Source organism: Polaromonas aquatica, from assembly GCF_050626995.1.
Classification (GTDB): domain Bacteria; phylum Pseudomonadota; class Gammaproteobacteria; order Burkholderiales; family Burkholderiaceae_C; genus Polaromonas; species Polaromonas aquatica_A.
In genome coordinates this window covers 3,714,629-3,737,637 of record NZ_CP192467.1, presented here as the reverse complement: position 1 = coordinate 3,737,637, position 23,009 = coordinate 3,714,629, and the positions used below count along the sequence as shown (strand labels likewise).

The window sequence follows — 23,009 nt, the reverse complement described above, 5'->3', positions numbered from 1 at the left end:
CGTCAAAACCCAATGTCGAGGCCGAACAGGTCACCGCCGGCTTCGCCCGCCGCGTCGCCCTCAACGGCGCGTGCCTGGCTCAACAGCGTATCGGGGCTCACACGCGTCTTCACCATGACGGCCTGCAATCGCATGCGGGCCATGGCAACCGCTGCGAACGGCCAGTAAAGGCCCAGGGTCAACACCACCAGCAGCCAGTTTTTCAAGGTCAGCCACAGCAGCGAACCAAAACGCAGCTGGCTGACAAAACGCAAAGAGGCGTTGCCGGTGCGCGTCCACACCAGGTTCTGGAACCGCGAGGTGGCATAGGGTTTGACCAGCACCATCATGACGACCATGGCCGCCAGAAAACTCAACACGGCAATCATGATCAATGTCCCCGTAGAAGAACGGGTCAGCGTGCCGCTGGTCTTCATGGCATACACAGTGCCTCCGGCCAGCCCTATCGGCAGCAACAGCGGCAGCATGGTGACGCCTAGAACTTTGAAAAACAGTTTGTAAAACGAGCCCAGCGTCGCCTTGAAGGTGGTCTGCAGCGATGCCAGGGCGTAGTGGTTGTGCTGGTATTGCTTGAGGTTCCAGAGCAGCCACGGCAACACGGCCAGCGAGGCCAGGCCCACAACACCCACGGTCTGCACGTACCAGAGGGGTGGTTTTTCAGGATCACTGACCTGCGTCAACGCACCGACAATCACAAAGCTGGGTATAAACAGCGGCAGCACCGCGCGATAAGCATCGCCCAGCGACCCCCTGAAGGCGAACCGTAACCCGCGCCAGCTGGTGTTGGCCATGCGAAACTGCATGGACGACTTTAAAAGTGCCGGCCAGATGGCTGCCACGATAAGAAATGCCACAAACCCGGCCATCGGAGAAAACTGCCCCGCCGCGGAATACAGCATGAACAGCAGACCAACCAGCAGGTAGCCCTTGAGCAGCTTGGTGGGGTCGGCATGAAAACCCATGGGTTCACCCCCCACCACCGTGTTGCCATAAAAGTAGCGCAGACGCCGCACCTTGGCCCAAGGGTAATAAATACCAAAGGTGACCATTAGCAGCAGCAGGTTCACGATCCAGATCCGGAAATATTCGCTCCCGGATCCGGTGAACTCAATGCTCAATTGTGTGTGGGACTCTTCAACCGGCGACGCCGGTGGTATCTCAAGGTTCAGTACTGGCTCGATCACAAGGTTCCTCCCGAATCACTGGTTGTTGTAGGGGGCTGCTATACGCGCCACCCGTCAAATAATGTAACGCGCCTTTGGATGGAGAAATACTGACCTGGAACAGGGCGCGCGGCGCCGCCCTTTCACCACTCACCGATCACCCTGTTGTCCGCAGCGGCGCTACCGGTTCGAGCCACAGCGCCGCGGCCTCGGCAGGCTCCATGCATCGCAAGTTGGCATCCCGCCAGATGACCACGGCTACCTCTTCAAGCTGTGCGGGCCCAACGGTATGCCACCTCTGGTGCAGCCTTTCGGCGCACCGGGTAATCCATTCGGGCTGGGTGATTGTTTCCATGGGTAAATCATAGTTGATGACTGTATATATGTACAGTACCATTGCTCTTCGAAACGATTCCAAGAACAACCCAACCCAGAGACTTGACATGCAGCTTCTACATGATCCGCCCATCAGGCCACCCGCCACGCCGGTGAAGCAGGCGACCGCGCTCACCCCGTTTTCCCGTCCACCACAGGGCCGCACCTCTACCCACTGGCCGTTTTACGTGCAAGCCCCGAAGCAGTTTTCAGATGATGTCAGGGCAAACGCCTTGCGTGTCCTGGAAACCTCCGCGCGCTATTTTTTCAGCGCGTCCAGCGCGCGATAGTGCATCCCCCTTACCGCCCTGCGCCAAATCACCAGACAGCAAAAACTTTTACACGGCAACCCGCAAGGGAATGTCTCAAAGTTGCTATGTTTTTGATAGCTGCTTGCGCCCGTCCTTATTAGCCAACCATCCGTTTACTTCGAGAATTTGAGAAGCGCTGGCAGGCCTCAGTTACCCGGCCCGTCAGAACGCCATCGTTGCCTGTAGCCACAACGTGGGCCGTTTGGCCGATGAAGCCGGTACCGAAGTTGGCAAGCCGCCGTCGGTGCGCCAGGCCAGCGAAGAACGCAGTTGCACGCCCGCCAGCCGGGCGTTCAGGCCAAAGCCCGCGCCGGCCAGCTGCCGGCTGTTGGAGGCCGCCGCGCCGAAAGGGTTGCGGTTGATGGTGACCCTGCCCCAGTCATAGAACACGGTGGCCTGCACATTGGCCATCACGTTGTGACGCAACTCCACCGTGCCGCGGTAACCTTCATCGCCGCCAGCCTCACCTTGCGGATAGGCGCGCACGCCGTTGACACCGCCCAAGGAGAACTTCTCGGACGAATCCAGGTTTTTGCTGGCCAGCTGGCCCGTCACCGACACGGCCAGGAAGGTGCTGTCGGTAAAGCGCTGCAAGCGGTTGGCGCCGTAAGAAACACGGGTATAGCTGCCGCTGGACTGGGCCGATGCCGCGTCAATGGCCAACGCGGTGGGCGAGTTGATGCGCAGATTGCCCATCGCCACCGACAGGTCCAGGCCGGTGATGCCACCGCCGCCCAAGGCGTCTTGCAGGTTGCCTGAAAGACCGAAGGTAGTGACCAGGACCTTCTTGGGTGTGAAGGTAGAGGTGGCGTCTACATAGTCTTTGAGCTGCTTGTCTTCCACCGACACAGTGCCGTTCAGGTTTTTAAGCTGGCTGCGGATGAAGGGGTAAGCCGCAAATACGCTGGCGGAGGTGGCCGTGCCGTGAGCCTGCAAGGTTTCAAACTCCTGGCCCAGCTTGTAGCGGGTGTCGAAGTAGGCGGCGCCTACCTTGAGGCCGTCGCTGCCGACGGGCAGCTGGTAAGCCAGCCGCGTGAAGCTGAGGTTGCGGCCGCTGGTCAGTGCATTGACGGTGAGCTGGTCCCCGATCTTCAACGGGCTGACGAGGTTGAAGGTACCAGCCACGCGGTATTCGCCGGTGTAGCGGCTGCCGTAGTTGTCGACCACGACATTGCCGCTGTAGGGCTTGGCCGGGTTGACCTCAATCAGCAGCTCGGACGTCCCCACGCTGGCGCCGGGCTGCAGCGTGGCGCGCGAGGTGCTGACGCCGGGCGTGTCCTGCAAGAGCAGCAAGCCGCGGTCAATCTGGTCGGACTTGATGACGTCGCCGTCCTTGACCTGGCCCAGGTAAGCCTGTGCGCGCTCGTCACTCAGCAGCGACTGGTTGTTGATCTTGTGGCTGGAGATGCGCCCTTCAATCACGCTGATGGTGACGGCGCCGTCGGTGATGTCCTGCGCGGGCAAATAAGCGCGGGCCACGGCAAAACCCTGGCTTCGGTAATACGCGGTGATGCGGCGGGCGGCGGCGTTCAGTTGACTCAGGGACTGCTCGGCACCAACGAGGCCGGCCACCAGGGGTTGCAGCTGCGCACTGGGAATCTCCTGATTCCCGGTGATGGTCACAGATTTGACGAGCACCCTCGCCTCGCCTTTCTGGCTGAGGTCGGCTGACTCTTCGATGCGCTGCAGCGGAACGCTCCGGGACGGCGGCAAGGCGGGCACCTGCTGCAGGTCGCGCAGCACCTGGCCGGCGTCAGGGGCCGGGGCAGTCTGTGCCCAGGCGCCGGTATGCAAGGCCAGCATCAGGGCTGAAGCCAAGGTGGAAAGGGGCAACGAATTCTGTTTCATTTTTTCGCTCTACTTTTCTTAATGCTCATCCGACACAAGCCACTGCTCCCTCATGGCAGCTGACCATCCTGCAATTGTATGTACCCGACTCTCATGCAGCCATACGCGAATGCAGTACGTCCAGCGTGACCGCTCCGGCAATGTCGCAGAGACCGGTCATCCTGTATGTCCCCATTTTTAGGGACAGCCCAGGCGGCAACGCTTCGATGGCTACCGGCAGTTGTTTATTCACAGATTGCTCTGTTCACACTTTTGGGCATCAGTAAACCGCAGCCGACAACACTGACCAGCGAGTTCGACGACCTGGCGTTGCCGCTGTCACCGCCGTTGCTGCTGCCGTTGCCATTTCCGTTCCCGCCTGCGGCATCGTTCAATGCCTCGATGAGCGGTGCATCATCCTGCACAGTCGATTCGCTGTCGGTGTTGCTGCTCAGGAGTTTGTCCGTGCCGGCAATGGCGTTGAGCGCGGTCACATAAGGCCCATCCAGCGCTGAAGTCACGCCGAAAAGGGATGCAGGCAAAGGCGGCACACCGGTCATCGTCAGCGTGCCGCTGGTATAGACGACGTTGTAACCCAGGGCCGCTGCCAGCGTCCCTTGCGTAATGGCATGTGCAGGGCCGGTTGTGTCAGCGCCTGTGGGCGCCGACAGCGCACCGTTCAGCGCGGTTGCCGCGGTGTCGCCCGCCACCAGCCCGCTGTTGATTGTGTAGGTGAGAGCCGGGTCGGCACCACCGTACGCCTTGGCTTTGTTATCGCCGCTCACATTGAGCGTCGGCACAACGCTGTAGACAAAGCGGTTGCCCGTCAGGGACGTCATGGAAGCATCCGACGGTGCGTTGGCGGCGTAGGTGCGGCCAAAGGCATTGCCGGTGGATACCAGGCCGCCCAGGGTGCTTGCCGTCGGGTCTGCCGAATACACCAGGAAGCGGCCCGCGCCCGGATTGAGCGCACCGGCCCCCGCATTGTTCACAAAGTTGCGCCCGGCGGCCAGCACCAGCGAATCGTTGGCCGCGCTGCCGGAGCTCACGCCGTTGTTCAAGGTGAGGTCGCTGGCCGCGCCGGTGGTGCGCACCAGCACCTTGCCGCTGGCGCTAAGGCCTGCGGTGTTGACCGTACCGACAGCCAGCGCGCCAGCCTGCGAGTACTCGGCATTGCCGGTGTTGCCCGCCAGCGTCGTCACCGCATTGCCTGCGTTGTTAAGCGTGTGCGTGCCGGTGCCCAGCAGCTCCAGGCCAGTCGCGGTGATGGCCGCGGTTTGTGTGCTGGCACCGGCGGTGTTCAGCGTGAGCTCGCTGGCCGTCAGCGCGCCGTTGATGGCGATGTTGCCGGCGGTCGTGGTCAGCTTGAGCTTATCCTGCGCATTGCCGAAGGCAGTGTCTACCGTGATGCCCCCGGCTGATGAGAGGCTGACTGTCTGCGCGGCCCCGGCATTGGTGGTGATGCCGAAGCTGCTGGTGTTGACGGCATTGGCGGCGGCAATGCTGATGTCGCCCGTCGCGCCCGTCGTGGTCAGTGTCTGCAGGCCGGTCACATTGGTGCCCAGCGTGATGCCGTCGCGCGCGGACGCGTTGAGTGTGGTGGCGGTGATGTTGTTGGCCGCGCCATTGGCGTCAAGGATGGCGCCGGCTGCGGCGTCAAGGGTGACTGAACTGCCGGCCACCGTCTTGACCGCGAGGTTGCCGGCCGCGGCGGTGACGCTGACAGCGCCCGGTGCGCTGATGTTTTCGAGGGTGGCGCCATTGTTCAGTGAGAGATTGACTTGCGAAGTGCCGCCGTTCGCCACCGCTGTGACCGAGCTCGCGTCCCAGATGGTCACCGGGGCAGCGCTGCTGGCGCCTATGCTGCCGTTGCCCGCCTCCAGGTAAACCGAGGCACCCGAGGGGGCAAAGATATTGGGCGTGATCGCTTGCGCACTGATGCCGCCCGTGGCCACCACGCTAAAGCCTGCGGTGCCCGCAGTCGTACCCGTGGCGTTGCTCGAAGTGGCAAGGGCGCTGCCACCGAAAAAGATATCGCCCGTGTTGGCGATGTCGACGCGGCCGGCGCTGAAGATGGCGTTCAGGAAGCTGGCGGTGGCGGCGGTGTTGCGAAGGATGAGGTTGCCTGATGTACTGTTGGTGAGGTTGCCGAAATTCTGAACCCGGTTGCCTGCGTGGGTCAGCGTCATGCCCCCGAAGCTGGTGACCTGCAAGGTGTTCCCGACGATGGCCTGGGTTTGCGTCACGGCGCCGCTGCTGTGCAGCATCACCATACCGGTGCCGGAGTGGGTGATACCGGCCGTTCCGTCCACCGTTCCCACAGACAGCGCAGAGGCGGAGCGGACCTGGAAATTGCCCGTGCCGTAGGCCCGCCCGCTGAGCTGGCTGATCTGGTTGCCAGTATTGGCCAGGACGACGCTTCGTGCATTGGCGTTGAGGTTGGCGACGGTGATGGCTGCCGTCTGGGTGATCGAGCCCGTGAGGTTGTCGTTGATCAGGCTCAGGGTCGGGACGCTGGCCAGGTTGATCGCGCCGCCGGTGTTGCCGATGGCGATGCCGCCGGTGTTGGCGATACGGCCGATCGCGATCGCCGAAGCGGTGATCCGGTTGAGCTCATCGTTGCTCAGGTTCATGGCGGCGGTTTCAGACGCCCCGCCAAGCGTGATCGCCCGGAAGCTGCTGCTCGTATTGATCGTCACCCTGCCCGCGCCCGCGTTGACGGCGCTGCCGATGTTGACACGCTCACCCCGCAGCGCGATGTCCCCGCCCCCGCTGTTGATGCCGGTGCCGTTGATGTTCAGGTCAAAGTTGGTGGCCGGCGAGGCCGGCGCCGTCCCCGATCCGAGCAGCGACATGGCCGCGCCGTTGGAGTTGATGCTGCCGCCGGTCAGGCTCAGGCCCTGGGAACCGGCGGCGTGTACCACCGCCGAATTCATGCGGCCGTCCACGGTGATCGCGCCGGTCGAGCTGAGGCTGCCGCCCGCCATGGAGATGCCCGTGAACGTTGCCGTAGTCGAGAGGCCCTGCCCAGCACCTGAAACGGAGAGCCCGCCCGTGCCCGCAATCAGGTCGGCGCCGGCATCAACCAGGATGCCGATGCCGGTCGTGCCACCGTCCATATCAGCGACGCCGTCGAGCAAGATGCGACTGGCCGCGCCGGACTGCAGCTTGCCTTTTGCAATGATGCCCCTGGTATCCGCGGCGGCGGCGAGGGCACTGAGCATCTGGCCCCTGACCTCCACGTTGCCGCCGGTGCTGGACACCTCGGAGCCGGTGCCCAGCTCAACGGCGACGCTGAGGGCCGTCGAAGTGGTGTGTGCATTGCCGGTGACGGCGATGTTGCCCGTACCCGTGACCTTGGCCAGTGAGTCCAGCCGCACCCCGCGGGCCGCCTGGGCAGTGATGGTGCCCCAGCCCGACTCGCCGATGAGGGTGACAGTGCCGGCGCCGCCTGCGACGTTGGAGTTGGCGATGGCCACGCCTGCCGCCGAGCCGCTGGCGGCGACAGCAGCGGCGCCGCCGCTCTTGAGCTTGCCGGTGATGTTGATGGTGCCGTTGCCAGTGGTACTGACATTGGTCTGTGTGGCCCCGCTGTTGACCAGCTCGATCGCGTGATTGTCTGAATTGGTATTGGATGCGTCAATGCTGATGTTTCCGCTGCTGGTCAGGCTGCTGCCCATCAGCTTGATGGCAGAACTGGCGCTGTTGATGTTGGCATTGCCGCTGGTGAGGGTGGCGCGGTCCAGCAACACGCCGTACTGCGCCGTGTCCGCCGTGATGCCGTTGATGGTGAGGGTGCCATTGCCGGCGTTCAGGGTGCTCTGGGACACCAGCACGCCCGAGTTCCCGGCCTGGCCCGCCCCGGTCAGCGAGATGGCGCCTCCGCTGGTCTGCAGAGCCGCGTTGCTGATATTCAGCGCGCCGGCGGAGTTGATATTGATCGTGCCGGCGCCGCCGGTCACGGCGAGCCCGGAGCTCTTGATGGACTGGGAGGCCGCGGCTGTGGTCACGCCAATCGTGCCGCCGCCGGAGACCTTGAATGTCAGGCCGGCCCCATGCGCGCTGCCCGTGAGGTCGATGCCGGTACCGGTGGCTCCCGTGGTTCTGATGGTGAGGTTCAAGCCGCTGGGAGTTTCCACGTCGGCATTGCTGAAGGTGCCGGTGACGTTGATCGAATCCGTGGCCTGGATATCCACGTCGGAACCCGCTGCTTCAATCGTGTCCTCGTAAATGGTGTTGGCCGCACCGCCTGTGCCGCCCGCAATGGTCATCGTGGTTGGGTCCAGCAGCCAGGTGCCGGTCTTGCCTCGCGGCGCCCGCGTATTGACCCTGAAGCCCGGCAGGATTTTGAAGTTCGCGGCACTGGTTTCGATGAAACCGCCGTCGCCGCCGTCGGGAGCGCTGGCATCCAGCGTGCCGCCGATGTTGACCATGCCGCGCTCCATGTCGCCGATCAGCATGATGCGGCCGGCCTTGTTGGCAAGGGTCTTCGCTTCAATGATGCCGGTGTTGTTGACGGTGCCCATGGTCAGGCTGTCGAGGGCTTTGGCGCCCAGCAGCACCTGGCCGCCGTCGGCCTTGATGAGCTGTTTGTTCTCTGCCAGTGCGTTGATCGCGCCCTGATCGATGCTGTAACCGAGCAGGCTCCCGTTGTCCAGATTCAGGGTGATCTTGTTGCCGGCGGCCAGAAGCGCCGTGCCAAGGCTCGCCGTCATCACGCCTTCATTGCGCACTTCGGGCGCCAGCAGTGCCAGGTAGCCACCGGGCGCGGCGTTCAGCGTGCCCTGATTCACCACCGAGCCACCGGAACCCGTGAACACGTTGTTGCCGGCCATGAAGTCGGCAGTGCTCATGGAAAGGGTAGAAGCCACCAGGCCGCCGACGTTGACCTGAGAACCCGCACCAAACAACACACCGTTGGGATTAAGAATGAAGACCTGGCCGTTGGCTGTGAGACTACCCAGCAACTCGCTCGGGCTGCTGCCGGTGATGCGGTTCAGTGCAATCGCTGAGGCATTGGGCTGGTTGAATCGCAGCGCCTCGTTGGCCGCGGTAGACAAACTGGTCCAGTCAATCGCCAGGCGCTGGCTGGCCTGGTTGATGGTGGTGGTGTTGCCTAGCGTGGAGACGCTGCCACTACCCGCCGACACACTGGCATTGGCCGCATCGGCCGCATGCGCTTCATGTGTCACCACCGCCAGGGAGGTAAGCAACACCAGCGCCGCGCGGCAGGCCGTATTGAGCCTGAAGCCCGCGCCACCGCCATCGACGCCTTGGCCTCCCTCCGCCTGCACGTCATCCCACTGCACGCTGCCGCGCGCCGAGCCACCCTTGCTTCTGCCCTTGGCGTTTTCCGCCACGGCCACCCACAGGTTCAGGGCGGCGTTCCAGACGAGGCGGTAAATACGGTTCATGCTGGCGTGACTTTTCATGGAAGCTTTCGTTGACGGGTGGAATTTGCAGCGAACCAGGTTGCCCGCCAATCAGTCGGGCCAGCGCCCCGGATGTTATGCAACGCCTTGCCCGACTGGCCGTCATCGTACGAATCACGAAAGCCGCTGTCTGTAGCGCATATGCGCTACGCCAGATACCTTCAGGGGCCCCGTTCTAGAGACGAGATCGGGCTGCAGACCAACAAAAATGGGCGCAAACAGCTATCAAAAATATAGCGAGCCGGTCGGCCGGATGGCATGATGATCGGCACCGACGGGGCAGTGAACAGGCCCTGCCGGTGACAAGACACCCGTTACCGGCTTGCACGTAGAACAAACGATCTACACAAATAGCGAGTCGTGTACCCGAAAACCGTCGCAAAATGTCTGCCTGATGAATGCACCTCCCGCTGAACAAGACCTGCCCATGATCCATGTCGCCATCGTCGAGGACGATCCGGGCTTTCGCGGAGCGCTGAGCCGCGTGGTGCAAGGCGCTTCTGACATGCGCCTGGTGGGCGCGGCAGGTACCCGTGCCGAAGGCTTGCAGATGCTGATGCAGCCGCCGGCCGATGTGCTGCTGGTTGATTTAGGCCTGCCCGATGGCTCTGGCATCGACGTGATCCGCGCGGCTTCCCGACAGTGGCCGGCATGCAGCATCATGGTGAGCACCAATTTTGGCGACGAGACGCATGTGATGCAGTCGATTGAGTCCGGCGCTGCCGGCTACCTGCTGAAAGACAGCTCACCGCTGAAGATGGCGGCAGAGATTCGCAGCCTGGCCAGCGGCGGCAGCCCGATCAGCCCCATCATCGCCCGGCAGGTGCTGGCGCGCTTTCGCCGCAGCACCGCAGCCGGCGCCGGCACGACGCCCGCCGATATCGACGCACCATCGCTGCTGTCGGCGCGTGAAAAGGAAGTGCTGGACTACATCACCAGAGGCTTCACCGCCGTGGAAATCGCCAGGCTGATGGAGTTGTCGCACTTCACGGTGCGCACTTTTGTGCGGCGCATCTACAGCAAACTCAAGGTTACCTCCAAGGCTGAAGCGATCTACGAAGCCAGGAACCAGGGCATTTTGGCGCAGTAGTTGCCCGCGCGAATGCCCTTTCATCACCACCGCCTCCTGCGTTTTTCGCCCCGCATGTTAGCGCTGCTGGCAGCAGCTGCGGTGCTGACGGGTCTTGTCGCCTGTGACTCTGCGGGCACCCGCGCGGGTGGTTCCCCCAGCGCAGCGGCCCTGCATCTCACCCAGGCTGACTGGCAGGTGCGAACCGATGCGGGCTTCACCTCGCCACCGCTCACCCTCGACGGCCAAACCCTGCTGGACCGCTGGCAACCCGTTACGCTGCCGCACGCCTTGCCCATAGCGTTGCTGGGACAGGCCCGGGCTGCAGCATCCGCCGGCGCGGCACCCGTCACACGCACCAGCTGGTTTCGACTGACCGTGCCGCAGGCCCCGGCATCGTCCACGCCGCTGGCGCTGTATGCGGCCCGCGTGCGCACCGACGGCACCCTCGCGGTGTATGCCGACGGTCACCTGGTACACACCGCACAGCAGCAAGGCCCGTTATGGAACAGCCCGCACACGCCGCTGTGGGTGCTGCTGGAGAAATCACCCGATGGCCGGCCGCCGCACGAGATCACGCTGCGCATCGAGCACACGGCTGCGACGCAGGTGGCGCTGTCATCACTGTGGCTGGGCCCGGTGGATGCCATCAGCTGGCGCTACCGCGGCCGCCAATGGCTGCAGCAGGAATTGCCGGGCATGTTCAGCTCGGCTTTCCTCGCGGTCGGCATCTTCGCCTTGCTGGTGTGGTTGCGGCGCCGGCATGAGCCGGGCTATCTGCTATTTTTTGTGCTGGCGGTCATGTCCTTCGTGCGGGGCCTGCATTTTTATGTGAGCTTCCCGATTGCCAACGACTGGTTTGCCTGGTTCACCGTCAACTCGCTGTTCTGGCTGGTCACGGTGGTGCACTTTTCAATCGGCCTGCTGCACCGGCGCCAGCAACTGTGGCTGACGCGGGCACTGATCACCGCGTCCGTGCTGATGGCCCTGCTGACCCTGCCCCTGTGGTCGGCCCTGCCCAACACGCCGAGGACCACACCAGTGCTGTATGTGGTGGCCGCACTGATGGGCGTGAGCGTCAGCGTGGCGGGCGTCATCAACGCCTGGGGGCGCTCTCGCAGCGCCATGGTGGTGGCCATCGGGACGGTGCTGGCCACGCTCTTTAGCGCGACCGACTGGCTGGTACAGAACAATTTCATCAGCCCCGAAAGCTGGTATATGGGCCCGCATACCAACGCGATCACCTTCAGCGTCTTCGGTTATGTGATGTACCGCCGTTACACCGGCGCCATTGCGGAAGTCGAGCAGGTCAACGCCAGCCTGGCCGAGCGCCTGCGGGCACGCGAAGCCGAACTTGAAGCCAGCCACCGCAGCCTGCGCGAGATTGCCCAGCAGCAGATGCTGAGCGATGAACGCCAGCGCATGATGCAGGACATGCACGACGGCTTGGGCTCGACGCTGATCAGCGCCATCCGCTCCATCGAAGGCGGCGGCATGAGCGACGAACGCGTGACACAGACCCTCAAGGACTGCATGGACGACCTGAAGCTCGCCATCGACTCGATGGAGCCGGTGGAGGCCGACCTGTTGCTGCTGCTGGCCACACTGCGTTTCCGGCTCGAACCCCGGCTGGAAGGCACCGGCGTCACGCTGCTGTGGGAAGTGCAGGTACTCCCCACGCTGGACTGGCTGAACCCTTCCAGCGCGCTGCACATCCTGCGCATCATCCAGGAAAGCGTGGCCAACATCCTGCGCCATACGCATGCGACTGAGATCCGCTTTAGCACTGCCATCGAAGGCGCGGGGGTGCAGGTCATCATCGAAGACAACGGCCAGGGCTTTGATATCGACAAAGCCTCTGGCGACGCCGCGGGGAAAGGCCTGCAAAACCAGCGGCGCCGCGCGCAAACCATTGACGGCACGGTCAACTGGCAATCGGGGCCGGCGGGCACGCGCTTTACCTTGTGGCTACCATTGGCCCCCACAGTCACTCACTCCGTGTAGTTCCTTGCCCCCGAGGGGGCCGCCCGCCTGTGGCCCGGCAAAGCCGGTTCCACGGCTCATGCTGGTTGAAGAGTTCTGGGCGCATAAACGGGGGTCGCGGGACTGGCTTTGCCAGACCGCACGCGCCGCCCCCTGAGAACAAGCTACACGAAGTGAGGCTGGACGGGGGTGGGCTTATTCCTCGTTCGTATTCCCGGCTTCGGCAGCGGCGGCTTTCAGGGCGTCACTGGGGTCTGCGCCACCGCCCTGCGCGCCGCCACCTGAAGCGCCAAGGCTCGCGATGTTGCGCAGCGCACTCAGGTAAGCGTCGCTTGCCGGGTTGCCGCCTGGCACTACGGGCACAGGCACCGGCGTTGCTACGGGGTTGATGCTCAGCACCCCGTCGACATAGGCCAGCGCGTAGTTGGCCGCGGTATAGCCACTTGCGGTAATGGCGTAGTTGCCCACGGCGGTCGCGCCTTGCGAGCTACCGCCATAGCTCAGCGCGCCGCCCAGCACTGCGGCCGTTTCGCCGGCCACAAAACCGCTATAGCTCACGCCATTGCCGCCGGCATAGGCTGCGGCGCCCACAGTCCGGTTGTCATTGTTGGCCGTGACGGTCAGGTTGGCCTTGTTGATATCAGCCGTCCCCGTGACGGGAGCCGCCGCCAACTGGTAGTTGCTGGCCAGTCCGCCCACGCCATTGGCGAGGTTGTAGGTCGCCGTAACGGCTTTGCCGGTGCCGACGTTCGCGTCGATGAAACTGGCGCCAGTGGAGTTCAAGGTCAGGGCCTCACCGTAGACCAGCCCCACCAAGGCGCCAGTGTTGCTCAGGGTCGCTGCGACGCCGCCATCGTAGGTTTTGTTGTTGGCAGCCATGCCCGTCACGCTCACCGTGGCTTTGTCCACGGTCAGGGTGCCGTTGGTGTACGCAATGCCGTAGCCCAGGGCTGACGCCAGCGTGCCCTGGGTGATGGCGTGTGTGCCCGCAGAGGCCGCGGAACCTGTCGGCGCTGCCAGCACGCCGGCCAGCGCGGTTGCGGCTGTGTCTCCGGCCACCAGCCCGGAGTTCAGCGTGTAGGTCAGGCCCGGGTCGGCCGCGCCATAGACCTTGGCCTGGTTGTTACCCGTGATGGTAAGCAACGGCGTTACGCTGTACACCATGCGGTTGCCGCTGAGCGACGTCATGGACGCATCGGTGGGCGCATTGGCGGCGTAGGTACGGCTGAAGGCGTTGCCGGTCGAGGTAATGCCGCCCATGGTGTTGGCCGTCGGGTCGGTCGAATACACCAGGAAGCGGCCCGCGCCCGGGTTCAACGGTGTGGCGCCGGCATTGTTGATGAAGTTGCGCCCGGCGGCCAGCACCAGCGAATCGCTCGCCGCGCTGCCTGAGGTGACCGCATTGTTCAGCGTGATGTCACCCGCCGCGCCGGTCGCGCGCACCAGCACCTTGCCGCTGGCGGTCAGTCCTGCCGTGTTGACGGTGCCGATGGTCAGTGCGCCGGCCTGTGAATAGTCGACGTTGCCGGTATTGCCGGCCAGCGTGGTCACCGCATTGCCTGCATTGTTCAGCGTGTGGCTGCCGCTGCCCAGCAGTTCCAGGCCTGTGGCAGTGATGGCCGCGCTTTGTGTGCTGGTACCCGCGGTGCTTAGCGTGAGTTCGCTGGCCGTCAGCGCGCCGTTGACGGCAATGTTGCCGCCGGTCGCTATCAGCTTGAGCTTGTCCTGGGTGTTGCCGAAGGCACTGCCCACCGTGATGCCGGCATTCGAAGTCAGGCTGACCGTCTGTGCGGAACCGGCATTGGTGCTTACGCTGAAGTTGCTGGTGTCGATGGCATTGGCGGCAGTGATGGTGATGTCGCCGGCCGCGCCCGTGGTGCTCAATGTCTGTGCGCCGCTCACGTTGGTGCCCAGTGCGATACCGTTTTGGGAAGAAGCGGTCAGCGACGTTGCGGTGACGTTGTTGGCCGCGCCGTTGGCGTCGGTGATGGCGCCTGCATTGGCCGCCAGCGTCACCGCACTGCCCGACACGGTTTTCACGGCCAGGCTTCCCGCGGTGGCCGACACGCTGGCAGTGCTGTTTGCCGCGATGTTTTCAAGTGTGCCGCCATTAGTGAGCACCAGGTTGACCTGTGCGCCGGCGCCTGTCGCCTGGGCGCTCACCCGCGTCGCCGATGTGCGCAGCGGTGTGCCTGAACTGGCTCCCACACTGCCCGCGCCTTCAAGGTAGAGCGAGCCGGCGCCCGTGGCGATGTGCGTACCGCCGCCGCTTGCCGAAATGCCCTGGCTTGACTTCACGCTGATCGCTGCCGTTCCGGATGTTGTCCCGGTGGCCGCACCGTCACTGCTGACGGACGCCACAGTGACACCGCCCGTGTTGTCGACATCAATGCGCCCACCTCCCGTATTGGTGACTGAGGTAAGCGTTGTGGCGATGCCGTTCGCCACAACGATATTGCCCGAGCCACTGTTGGTCAGGTTAAAGGCGCCGATCTGGTTGCCCGCCAGGCCCAGCGTGGTGCCGCCGTTGCTGCTGCCGGTGAAGCTGCTGGCCACAATGGCCTGGGTCTGCGCGATGGCGCCGTTCATGTTGGTGAGCGTGGTGGCATTGCCGCCCGAATTGGTGCCTGCGTACCCGTCAACGGTACCGACCGTGAGCGGCGCAGCCTTGCTGCTGGTAACGGCGAATGCGCCGGTGGTAGAGCGTCCGCTGATTTCGTCAATCTGATTGCCGGCGTTGGTCAGGATCACGGAAGACCCTACCGCGTTGAGCTTGCCAACACTGATTGCCCCCGTCTGGCTGATGGTACTGGCGTTTAACAGGCTGATGACCGGCAAAGGTCCTGGCGCAGCCGTGATGGGGCCAGCGATCTCAATACCGCCTGTGCTCGTCAGGGTGCCGATCTGCAACACACCGGCCGTGATTCTGTTCAACTCAAAGTCACTCAAATTCAGTGCCATCGCTTCAATACCCCCCGCCGATGACGCGAGTGTGATCTGTCGGTTGGTGTTAAAAGGCGCAATCACCACCCGGCCGGCACCGGCATTGACCGCACTGGCAATTTCGACACGGTTGCCAATGATCTGGATCTCACCGCCGCCGCTGGTAACCGCCGTACCTTCGAGTCGGACATCGCGGGCAGCCGCAGGCGCAGGCGCAGGCACGCCGGAGCCACGCAAGACGATGTTCGCGCCATTGGAGTTGATCGTGCCGGCCTCCATGCGTAAAGCGCTGTTGCCTGAAGCGGAGCTGGCACTCATGGTGCCAGTAATATCTATTGCGCCTGTAGAGCTGATAGTGGGGCCGGTCGGTCCGCTGGTGGTGATGTGCGTACCGATCACGTTGGTAGCGGTCGTCGAAGAGCTGACGCTGCCCACAATGGTCAAACCACCCGTGCCTGCGAGCAGCTGCGCCGCCCCATCGATCAGCACACCAGTGCCCGAGGCGCCGCCCACGGTGGCCGAGCCTGTGAGCGTGATTTTTTTGCTGGCGCCAGACTGCACCTTGCCGCTGACATGCAGGCCGGTACCATCAAGGATGGAAGGATTGTTCAGCGTACCGGTGAGCGAAATGTCTCCGCCGGTGCTGGAAACTTCCGCCCCACCGGCCAGGTGCAGTCCCTTGCTGGTGGCCGACGAGCTGCGGCCTACCCGCCCCGTGATGTTGATGTTGCCGGCGCCGGTGATTTTCGCGCCCGAATCCAGTCGTACGCCACGTGAAACCTGCGCCAAACCGGACGGCCAGCCCGCGTCGCCCGTGACAGTGATGGTTCCATTGCCCGCGGTGATGTTGGAATTGGTGACGACCACGCCGCCTGCCGAGCCGCCGGTGGCACTGGTACCGCCGCTCGTCAGGTTGCCGCTGATGGTGATGTTGCCCGCGCCGGTGGTGGTGACATTGGATTGTGTGGCGCCGCTGTTGGCGATCTCCACCGAATGGGTGTCATTGACGCCGGACGCGGTCATGGCGATGCTGCCGCCATTCGCTGTCACATCGGCGCCAGACAGCGCTATCGAATTGCCCTTGAAGGTGATGTCACCGCCGTTGCTGGCAACCGATGAACCGCTGGCCAGGCTGATGGCGCCGCCGGCAGCACTTCCCACCGTGGGGCCACCCAGCACCACCGCCAGAGAACCTGTGCCGGTTGAGGCAACTGCCACACCCGTACCCACGGCAATGTTGCGCGTAGCCTGCGCAGTCAGGCCCGCCGCACCAGTGCCGGAATACGTCACGTTGGCGTTGAAGTTGATGTCGCGGTGCGCCGTCAACGTTAGGGTACTTGGATTGGCTGACCAGCTGACCGCGCTGTTGACGTTGATGTCGCCATTGCCCCCCGTTGACGCATCCGTCGCGATGCTGACGTTGCCGAGGTCCAGTGCGGCGGACAAGGTGTCCGCGCCCATGCCCGAGGTAGTTTGCGCCGCGCCGCCCGCGTCAATGGTGAAGTCCACGGGGTCGATCAGCCAGGTGCCGCTTTGGCCATTTGTTGCCTTGGTCGTAACCCGCGTGCCAGCTGCAACGTTCACATTGGCGGCACTGGTCTCAATGAACCCGCCATTGCCGCCATCGGGAGCGCTGGCATCGAGCGTGCCGCCGACGTTGACAGTACCCGTTTCCATGTCGCCCATCAGCAGGATGCGGCCGGCCTTGTTGGCAATCGTCTTCGCTTCAATGATTCCGGTGTTGTTCACCGTCGCCGTGGTCAGCTGGTCCATGGCCTTGGCAGACAGCAAGACCTGGCCGCCATTTGCCTGGATCAGCAACTTGTTCTCGGCCAGCGCGTTGATGGCGCCCTGGTCAATGCTGTAGCCCAGCAAATTGCCGTTGTCCAGGTTCAGGGTGATCTTGTTGCCGGCGGCCAGCAGGGCCGTTCCCAGGCTGGCGGTGATCACGCCTTCATTGCGCACTTCGGGCGCCAGCAGCGCCACGTAGCCGCCTGGCGCAGCCGTCAGCGTGCCCTTGTTGACCACCTTGCCCGCACTGCTGCCCGTGCCCGCATGGCCGGGGTCGGTGCCAAACGTGGTGCTGCCAGCCATGAAGTCGGCATTGCTCATGGAAAGCGTCGAAGCCACCAGGCCGCCGACGTTGACCTGGCTGCCGGCGCCAAACAGCACGCCGTTCGGATTGAGGATAAACACCTGCCCGTTGGCCGTCAGGCTGCCCAGAAATTCGCTCGGGCTGCTGCCGGTGATGCGATTCAGCGCTATCGCCTGGGCGTTGGGCTGGTTGAACACCAGCGCCTCATTGGCTGCTGTGGAAAGCTGGGTCCAGTCGATGGCCAGACGCTGACTGGTCTGGTTGATGGTGGTGGTGGCACCGCTGGTGCTCACGTTGCCGCTGCCCACAACCACGGTGGAGTTCAGCGCGTCGGCAGCGTGCACTTGCAGGTTAAAGACCGACATCGCCAGTAGCATGACCACGGCGGCTCGGCAACGTTTGTGCAGGACAAACCCGAGGCCTGCACCCTCCCGGAGGCCGGCTGAGATGACCGCAACGCCACCGCGACCAGAGCCGCCCCTGCTTCGGCCTTTGGCGGTTTCGGCCACGGCAACCCACAGGCCCAGCGCCGCATTCCAGACAAGACGGTAGATGCGATTAATGCTGGCGTGACTTTTCATGAGAGTCTTTTCGGAAGGTCAGGAAATCCGGCTACGGCCTGGACGAGCGGGGGGGGGGGTAACAAGGACCCCATGAAGGTAACCATAAGTATCCATGAATTGCCCGCTGGGAGGCAGGGGAAAACGACTGTCTGTGGCGTTTCAACACCGGCGTGCCCGTGCGGAAACATTGCTATCTTTTAAATAGCTGCTCGCGCCCATTCTCATTGCGCTGAAGGCACTTTTTGGCACTAAAAACAGGCCGAATTATCTGGAAAAGCTGTTTAACCTGTTTTCCAGCCCTGCGGGGGTACATAGATCCTCCAAATCCCCTTTTTTGGGAGTTTTTGACCACAAAGTCACGCCTCCAGGCAATACAGACATACGCAAGAAGCTATCAAAACAATAGCATCCGCCTTTGCTGGAAGAAATGCCAAGCTTGGCGGCTATTCATCTTGGCCAGCGCTTCCGGCTTCGGCGGCAGCCTCTTCATAATCACCCCATGAAGTTTTCACCTACCGACCCTCATCCCACAGCCAACAGCCATCACTTGTGCAAATTTGCCGGTCTTGCCCTTGCCACCTTGTTCTGCAGCTTCGCCGTAGCGCAGACAGCCAGGCCCGCACCAGTTGCCCCCGCAACAGCACCCGTGCCCCACCCTCTTGTAGGCACCTGGAGCTGGACGCTGGCGGGAAAAGCCTGCACCGAAACCTGGCAATACAGTGCCAAAGGCACGAGGCTTGTCACCAGCGGTGAAGAAGTCACACGTGGCGATTACGAAATCTCCGCTGCGCCCAGTGCGCAAGGGTTTTACCGGCTCACCGACACCGTGACCGGCGGCAATGGCAAGCGCGACTGTTCAGGTGACCTGCATGAAGCGTCGGACCCGCCGGTTGTGCGTTTCATCCAGTTCAGTCCCAAGCAGGACCAGTTGATTGTGTGCAAGGCCGAATCGCTGCAGGCCTGCTTTGGGCCTTTGAAGCGGATGCCGGGCTAGCCTTCACGCAAAGCCGGAATGTGCGGCTTTGCTGTTTGCGCGTGAGCAGGCGTCAATTAAAACTTGTACTTGGAGCCACAACCAGCGACATGGTTGCGGTCACTGGACATGCATTGGTAGAACAGCTTCTTGTTGCCTGAGGCGGACTGGCAATCGGCCGTCGTGGTGTTTGAAAGACCGTGGCGGAGCTTGGCGGCCACCCCTTCAAAATCAGCAGCCTTGGTGTAGCCCTGCTGGACATTGCGCTGGCCCGTCTCCAGCATGGTCGTGACCTGCGAACGCACGTTGTTCACAGCAGCGCTGCAAGACAAGGGCACGCTTTTCGGATCCACCTTCTTGAGCGCGGTTTCCATGCCCTGCATCATTTCCTGGGTGTCCTTGGGAATCGGCTTGGTGCCTCCGAGGTGATTTTTTGCGGTGCTGCCGTTGCCCTGCAGCTTCAGTGGCTCAACATCCTTGTCGCTCGGGGGCGGCTGGGAGCCGTAGTGGGTCTTGCCGCTGGCATCCACCCACTTGTAAACAGGCTGGGCCTGACCGCTGTGCCAGGCCGCAAGCAATGCGCCCGCAACCAGAATTCTCCGCCATTGTTTTTTCAGCATGTGATCCTTGCAAGGGTATGCGCCTCGAGCGGCGCGCAACAGGCAATTGTAGGCAGCCACCCTGCGGCGTTTTGCCGGTGTTCCGGCGCCTGAACTCCAGGCGTTCAAGACCGGTCAGCGAATCAACCCGTCCAGCACACCGGGCGCGAAATGCTCGGTGATGTAATCCGCCAGGCCATCAAATACCGAATCCAGTGTCGGCACCGTGGCGCCAAACAGCGCCTTTAGTACCGCCGGGTCTTCAAACATGCCGTGCAAATACAGGCCCAGCACATTGCCACGAACGTTCTGCCAGGCCAGGCCGTCGGCCATCACTGCGCTGGCCTTGTCGCCCGCAGCCGCCAGCGCCGGGTGCTGCGCGGTCTGGCCGTGATGGATTTCATAGCCTTGCAGGGTCACGCCCGACAAAGCCGCCCAGGCGCCGTCCACCCCGGCGAAGCACGCTTTCCGCTGCCGCACCGTTTTGCCTTCCTCAAACACGGTGACCACCGGCAGCAGGCCCAGCCCCGGTGCATTGCCGTCGATGCCGTGCGGGTCAATCAGCGCTTCGCCCAGCATCTGAAGGCCTCCGCAAATGCCCAGTACCGCACCGCCTTGCCCTGCGTGGGTGGCAATGGCGTGGTCCAGCCCTCGGGCGCGCAGCCAGGCCAGGTCGCCGCTGGTGTGCTTGGAGCCCGGCAGGACAATCCAGTCGGCACCTGCCAGGTCTGCCGGGCTGCGTACCCACTTGAGGCGCACACCGGGCACGTTCTTCAGGGGCTGGAATTCATCGAGGTTGCTGATGCGCGGGTAGGCGACCACGGCGACAGTAGTGGTGACCGCGCCGGATGCCACGCTGCGGTCATCAAAGACCCCGTCTTCCTCGGGCAGGCCGTGCTGCCACCACATGGGCAAGGTGGCTACGGTGGGGATGCCAGTCATATCCTGCAACATCTGGGGGCCAGGCGCCAGCAGTTTGGCATCGCCCCTGAATTTGTTGAGCACAAAGCCTTTGATGAGCTTGCGCTCTGAATCGTCCAGCATGGCCCAGGTGCCGTAAAGATGCGCAAAGGCGCCGCCGCGGTCGATGTCGGTCACCAGCAGGCAGGCCGCGTTGGCATGCTGCGCCGAGCGCATGTTGACAATGTCACTGGACTTGAGGTTGATCTCGGCCGGCGAGCCCGCGCCCTCCATCACGACCACGTCGTTTTCTTGAAGCAACTCGTCCAGCGCGTGCGCCACCACCGGCCAGACCGACGCGCTGCGGCCGCGCCATTCCATGCGGGAGAGTTCGGCATTGATCTGGCCCATCAATATGACCTGACTTTGTGTGTCCTTTTCGGGCTTGAGCAGCAAAGGGTTCATGCGCACGTCGGGCACAGCTCTCGCTGCCAGCGCCTGGAAATACTGGGCGCTGCCGATCTCGCCTTGCGCGACCCAATTTTCCGCCGGGCCGCCCCAAGGAAAATTAGCCCCCTCGGGGGGCAGCGACGACACGCCAGTGCGGAGCGTGGGGGCTACAACCCTTGCGTTATTACTCATGTTCTGCGCTTTGAACGGGACAACCTTGAGCCCCTGCCGCGCGTAGTAACGGCACAGCGCGGTCGTCAGCCAGCTTTTGCCGGCGCCGCTGGTGGTACCCAGCACCATCACGCTTTTTGCGGTCATTGGTTTGCCTTGATCAATTGTTGCCATGCGTCGTGCAGCGCGTCCTGCGCGGCTGGCGGAAGTACGCCCAGGCGCACATGGCCGGGCAGACCAAATGAAGTGGTGTCACGCAACTTGATGCCCTGGGCACGCAACACCGACAGCGCCTTCTGCAAACTCACGCTTTCGGGCAAGGCCGGCTGGGCGCAGAAGAAGTTGGCCTCGCTTGGAAGGCAGCGCCAACCCAGTGACTCGCACAAGGCTATTTGCCGCGTTTTCCATTCGCGCAAGGTATGCAAGCTTGCGGCCAACCAGTCCTGCGCTTCACTGTCGGCCCAGGCTTTCAGCATGGCCTCTCCATGCGCGCCCACAGGCCACGAAGGACAGAGCTGCTCCAGCGCTGCAACGTTGTCCGCCTGCTCCACAGGTGCAATCGCATAGGCCGCGCGCACGCCGGTCAGGCCCAGCGCCTTGTTTGGCGTCCAGAGTTGCCAGGTGGTGTCAAGTTGCTGCGGCGTGAGTGTGGGCATGGCGCCAAGCCGCAAAGGCTCGTAGGCCCGGTCCAGCACGATCAACGTGTGCGCTTCGCAGCGATCCACCAGTTCGGCGAGGCCCCGATGTGCGTCACCCAGTGGGCTGGAAGGCTCACAGGCCCACAGCAGTTGCGCATCGCCTGGCCGATTTGCCAGGGCAAGTCCGTGTGCAGCTGCCGCCTGCGCGTAGTCGCCATAGCTATGCGGCGGAAGCCACACCCCGCGTGCCCCGCGTTGCACGGCCAGTGCGGTGATGCGAAAAATAAATTCGCTGGCGCTCGCGGCGAGCACTAAACGCGCCTCATCCACGCGATGGAAAGCCGCCAGTTGCCTGCGCAATTGCGTGTAGCCTGCGTCGGGATAACGGGTGGCATCAGCCTGGCGGACAGCTGCCAGCGCTGAATGACATGGCCCGCAGGCATTGCTGTTGGTCGAGAAATCATGCAACGGCACACCCTTCGCGTCGGGCCCGCCATGAATGCGCGGAGTGACGAAGCTGGTGCTCATGCCGCTGCCACCAGAGCCATCAACAGCATGGACAGGACGGCAACCCATGCCTGGGAGGACACCGCCTTCGAAGCCAGTCTTTGGGCCAACGCGGTGTCTGCTGCCTCGGGTGCCCGCCCTTCCGGGTTCAGGGTGTAAACACCCGGCTTGCCGAGCGAGATACCCAGCGTCAGCGCCATGGCAGCCATGGGCCAGCCGCTGTTGGGCGACGGGGTCTTGCGGGCTTCAATGCGCAAGGCATGAAACGGCAGGCCTCGTGCGGCGAGTGCCAGCAGCAGCGCCGTGAGGCGCGCCGGCATCCATGACAGCACGTCGTCCGCGCGTGCCGCCCACTTGCCAGCCCATTCCCAGTTTTTGCCGCGGTAGACACCGCGGTAACCCCACATGGCGTCGGCGGTGTTGCTGAAGCGGTAGACGGCCGCACCCGGCAGGCCGAACAGAACAAACCAGAAGACCGGTGCCACCACGGAGTCATTGAAGTTTTCGGCCAGGGATTCAATTGCGCTTTCCCGCACCTGGCTTTCGGTCAGTTGGGTGGTGTCGCGGCTGACCAGCCAGGAGAGGCGCTCCCGCCCTGCTTCCAGCGACTGGCCCAGCGCCAGCTCGACTGCGCCGACCTCCTCGCGCAGCATGCGCCATGACAGCATGCATTTGAGAAGCCAGGCCATTGGCAGCGCCAGCAGCACAGTGTCGATGGCAGCCATCCAGGTTGGGGCCTTCACGTAGCCCGCCAGCTGCCAGAACACCAGTGCCTGTATCCCCCAGGCGATTGCGCCCACCATCACCGCGCCCACCCACCACGCCAGAGCCCCAAGGAAAAAAGCCGGCGCGGGCGGACAGCGCACGGTCACACTGCCGCAGGCCCGGAGGTAACCGCCTATCCAGACCACCGGATGCATACGCACGGGCGGTTCACCAACATGTTTGTCTATCCACAAAGCCAGCAACAGAACCACCCCCAGCATGCACGCCGCGTGAACTGCCATGGA

13 protein-coding genes are annotated in these 23,009 nt (G+C 63.3%); 4 read left to right on the top strand and 9 right to left on the bottom strand.

What is annotated here, in order from left to right; all coding sequences use genetic code 11:
* Positions 1-2: 2 nt before the first annotated feature.
* The gene (locus tag ACQ4MS_RS17890; RefSeq protein WP_431095969.1) at positions 3-1,184 is read right to left on the bottom strand and encodes a YjgN family protein; all 1,182 of its coding nucleotides are present in this window, start codon (positions 1,182-1,184) and stop codon (positions 3-5) included.
* 136 nt (positions 1,185-1,320) lie between these two features.
* Positions 1,321-1,518, bottom strand: a complete 198-nt coding sequence (locus tag ACQ4MS_RS17885) for a hypothetical protein (RefSeq protein ID WP_431095968.1) — start codon at positions 1,516-1,518, stop codon at positions 1,321-1,323.
* Positions 1,519-1,606: 88 nt separating this feature from the next.
* Here ACQ4MS_RS17885 and ACQ4MS_RS17880 point away from each other — a divergent pair, with 88 nt between their 5' ends.
* Positions 1,607-1,828 carry a hypothetical protein gene (locus tag ACQ4MS_RS17880; RefSeq protein WP_431095967.1) on the top strand — a complete coding sequence of 74 codons (222 nt, stop codon included), beginning with the start codon at positions 1,607-1,609 and terminating at the stop codon, positions 1,826-1,828.
* Positions 1,829-2,011: 183 nt separating this feature from the next.
* On the opposite strand, the gene ACQ4MS_RS17875 is transcribed toward ACQ4MS_RS17880, so the two are convergent.
* Both ACQ4MS_RS17875 and ACQ4MS_RS17870 read right to left on the bottom strand, forming a co-directional pair.
* Entirely contained in the window at positions 2,012-3,697 is a 1,686-nt protein-coding gene (locus ACQ4MS_RS17875; RefSeq protein ID WP_431095966.1) for a ShlB/FhaC/HecB family hemolysin secretion/activation protein, read from the bottom strand.
* A 224-nt stretch (positions 3,698-3,921) separates the two neighbouring features.
* The gene (locus ACQ4MS_RS17870) at positions 3,922-9,108 is read right to left on the bottom strand and encodes a filamentous hemagglutinin N-terminal domain-containing protein (protein ID WP_431095965.1); all 5,187 of its coding nucleotides are present in this window, start codon (positions 9,106-9,108) and stop codon (positions 3,922-3,924) included.
* 394 nt (positions 9,109-9,502) lie between these two features.
* On the opposite strand from ACQ4MS_RS17870, the gene ACQ4MS_RS17865 reads away from it, so the two are divergent.
* Positions 9,503-10,198, top strand: a complete 696-nt coding sequence (locus ACQ4MS_RS17865) for a response regulator transcription factor (RefSeq protein ID WP_431095964.1) — start codon at positions 9,503-9,505, stop codon at positions 10,196-10,198.
* 54 nt (positions 10,199-10,252) lie between these two features.
* Positions 10,253-12,181: a sensor histidine kinase gene (locus ACQ4MS_RS17860; protein WP_431095963.1), complete on the top strand. Its 1,929-nt coding sequence runs from the start codon at positions 10,253-10,255 to the stop codon at positions 12,179-12,181.
* 174 nt (positions 12,182-12,355) lie between these two features.
* Here ACQ4MS_RS17860 and ACQ4MS_RS17855 read toward each other — a convergent pair whose 3' ends face one another.
* Entirely contained in the window at positions 12,356-17,779 is a 5,424-nt protein-coding gene (locus tag ACQ4MS_RS17855) for an MBG domain-containing protein (protein WP_431095962.1), read from the bottom strand.
* A 481-nt stretch (positions 17,780-18,260) separates the two neighbouring features.
* Between ACQ4MS_RS17855 and ACQ4MS_RS17850 the strand changes: the two genes are divergently transcribed.
* Positions 18,261-18,755 (top strand): hypothetical protein, encoded by a 495-nt coding sequence (locus tag ACQ4MS_RS17850; protein WP_431095961.1) that lies wholly within the window; start codon positions 18,261-18,263, stop codon positions 18,753-18,755.
* Between the two features lie 56 nt (positions 18,756-18,811).
* Here the strand turns inward: ACQ4MS_RS17850 and ACQ4MS_RS17845 are convergent, their stop codons facing one another.
* From ACQ4MS_RS17845 to cbiB, 4 genes are all read right to left on the bottom strand, one after another.
* Positions 18,812-19,354: a DUF4124 domain-containing protein gene (locus ACQ4MS_RS17845; protein WP_431095960.1), complete on the bottom strand. Its 543-nt coding sequence runs from the start codon at positions 19,352-19,354 to the stop codon at positions 18,812-18,814.
* A gap of 114 nt (positions 19,355-19,468) precedes the next feature.
* Positions 19,469-21,001 (bottom strand): cobyric acid synthase, encoded by a 1,533-nt coding sequence (locus ACQ4MS_RS17840; protein ID WP_431095959.1) that lies wholly within the window; start codon positions 20,999-21,001, stop codon positions 19,469-19,471.
* On the bottom strand, positions 20,998-22,020 hold the full coding sequence (locus ACQ4MS_RS17835) for an aminotransferase class I/II-fold pyridoxal phosphate-dependent enzyme (protein WP_431095958.1): 1,023 nt from the start codon (positions 22,018-22,020) through the stop codon (positions 20,998-21,000). Before ACQ4MS_RS17835 ends, ACQ4MS_RS17840 begins: the two co-directional genes overlap by 4 nt.
* Positions 22,017-23,006 (bottom strand): adenosylcobinamide-phosphate synthase CbiB, encoded by a 990-nt coding sequence (gene cbiB / locus ACQ4MS_RS17830; protein WP_431095957.1) that lies wholly within the window; start codon positions 23,004-23,006, stop codon positions 22,017-22,019. Before cbiB ends, ACQ4MS_RS17835 begins: the two co-directional genes overlap by 4 nt.
* Positions 23,007-23,009: the final 3 nt, after the last annotated feature.

What these genes read in the sequence shown, in the direction of transcription:
- ACQ4MS_RS17885 (WP_431095968.1), bottom strand. Translation starts at nt 1,518, where the DNA reads ATGGAAACAATCACCCAGCCCGAATGGATTACCCGGTGCGCCGAAAGG.
- ACQ4MS_RS17880 (WP_431095967.1), top strand. Translation starts at nt 1,607, where the DNA reads ATGCAGCTTCTACATGATCCGCCCATCAGGCCACCCGCCACGCCGGTG.
- ACQ4MS_RS17875 (WP_431095966.1), bottom strand. Translation starts at nt 3,697, where the DNA reads ATGAAACAGAATTCGTTGCCCCTTTCCACCTTGGCTTCAGCCCTGATG.
- ACQ4MS_RS17870 (WP_431095965.1), bottom strand. Translation starts at nt 9,108, where the DNA reads ATGAAAAGTCACGCCAGCATGAACCGTATTTACCGCCTCGTCTGGAAC.
- ACQ4MS_RS17865 (WP_431095964.1), top strand. Translation starts at nt 9,503, where the DNA reads ATGAATGCACCTCCCGCTGAACAAGACCTGCCCATGATCCATGTCGCC.
- ACQ4MS_RS17860 (WP_431095963.1), top strand. Translation starts at nt 10,253, where the DNA reads ATGTTAGCGCTGCTGGCAGCAGCTGCGGTGCTGACGGGTCTTGTCGCC.
- ACQ4MS_RS17855 (WP_431095962.1), bottom strand. Translation starts at nt 17,779, where the DNA reads ATGAAAAGTCACGCCAGCATTAATCGCATCTACCGTCTTGTCTGGAAT.
- ACQ4MS_RS17850 (WP_431095961.1), top strand. Translation starts at nt 18,261, where the DNA reads ATGAAGTTTTCACCTACCGACCCTCATCCCACAGCCAACAGCCATCAC.
- ACQ4MS_RS17845 (WP_431095960.1), bottom strand. Translation starts at nt 19,354, where the DNA reads ATGCTGAAAAAACAATGGCGGAGAATTCTGGTTGCGGGCGCATTGCTT.
- ACQ4MS_RS17840 (WP_431095959.1), bottom strand. Translation starts at nt 21,001, where the DNA reads ATGACCGCAAAAAGCGTGATGGTGCTGGGTACCACCAGCGGCGCCGGC.
- ACQ4MS_RS17835 (WP_431095958.1), bottom strand. Translation starts at nt 22,020, where the DNA reads ATGAGCACCAGCTTCGTCACTCCGCGCATTCATGGCGGGCCCGACGCG.
- cbiB (WP_431095957.1), bottom strand. Translation starts at nt 23,006, where the DNA reads ATGGCAGTTCACGCGGCGTGCATGCTGGGGGTGGTTCTGTTGCTGGCT.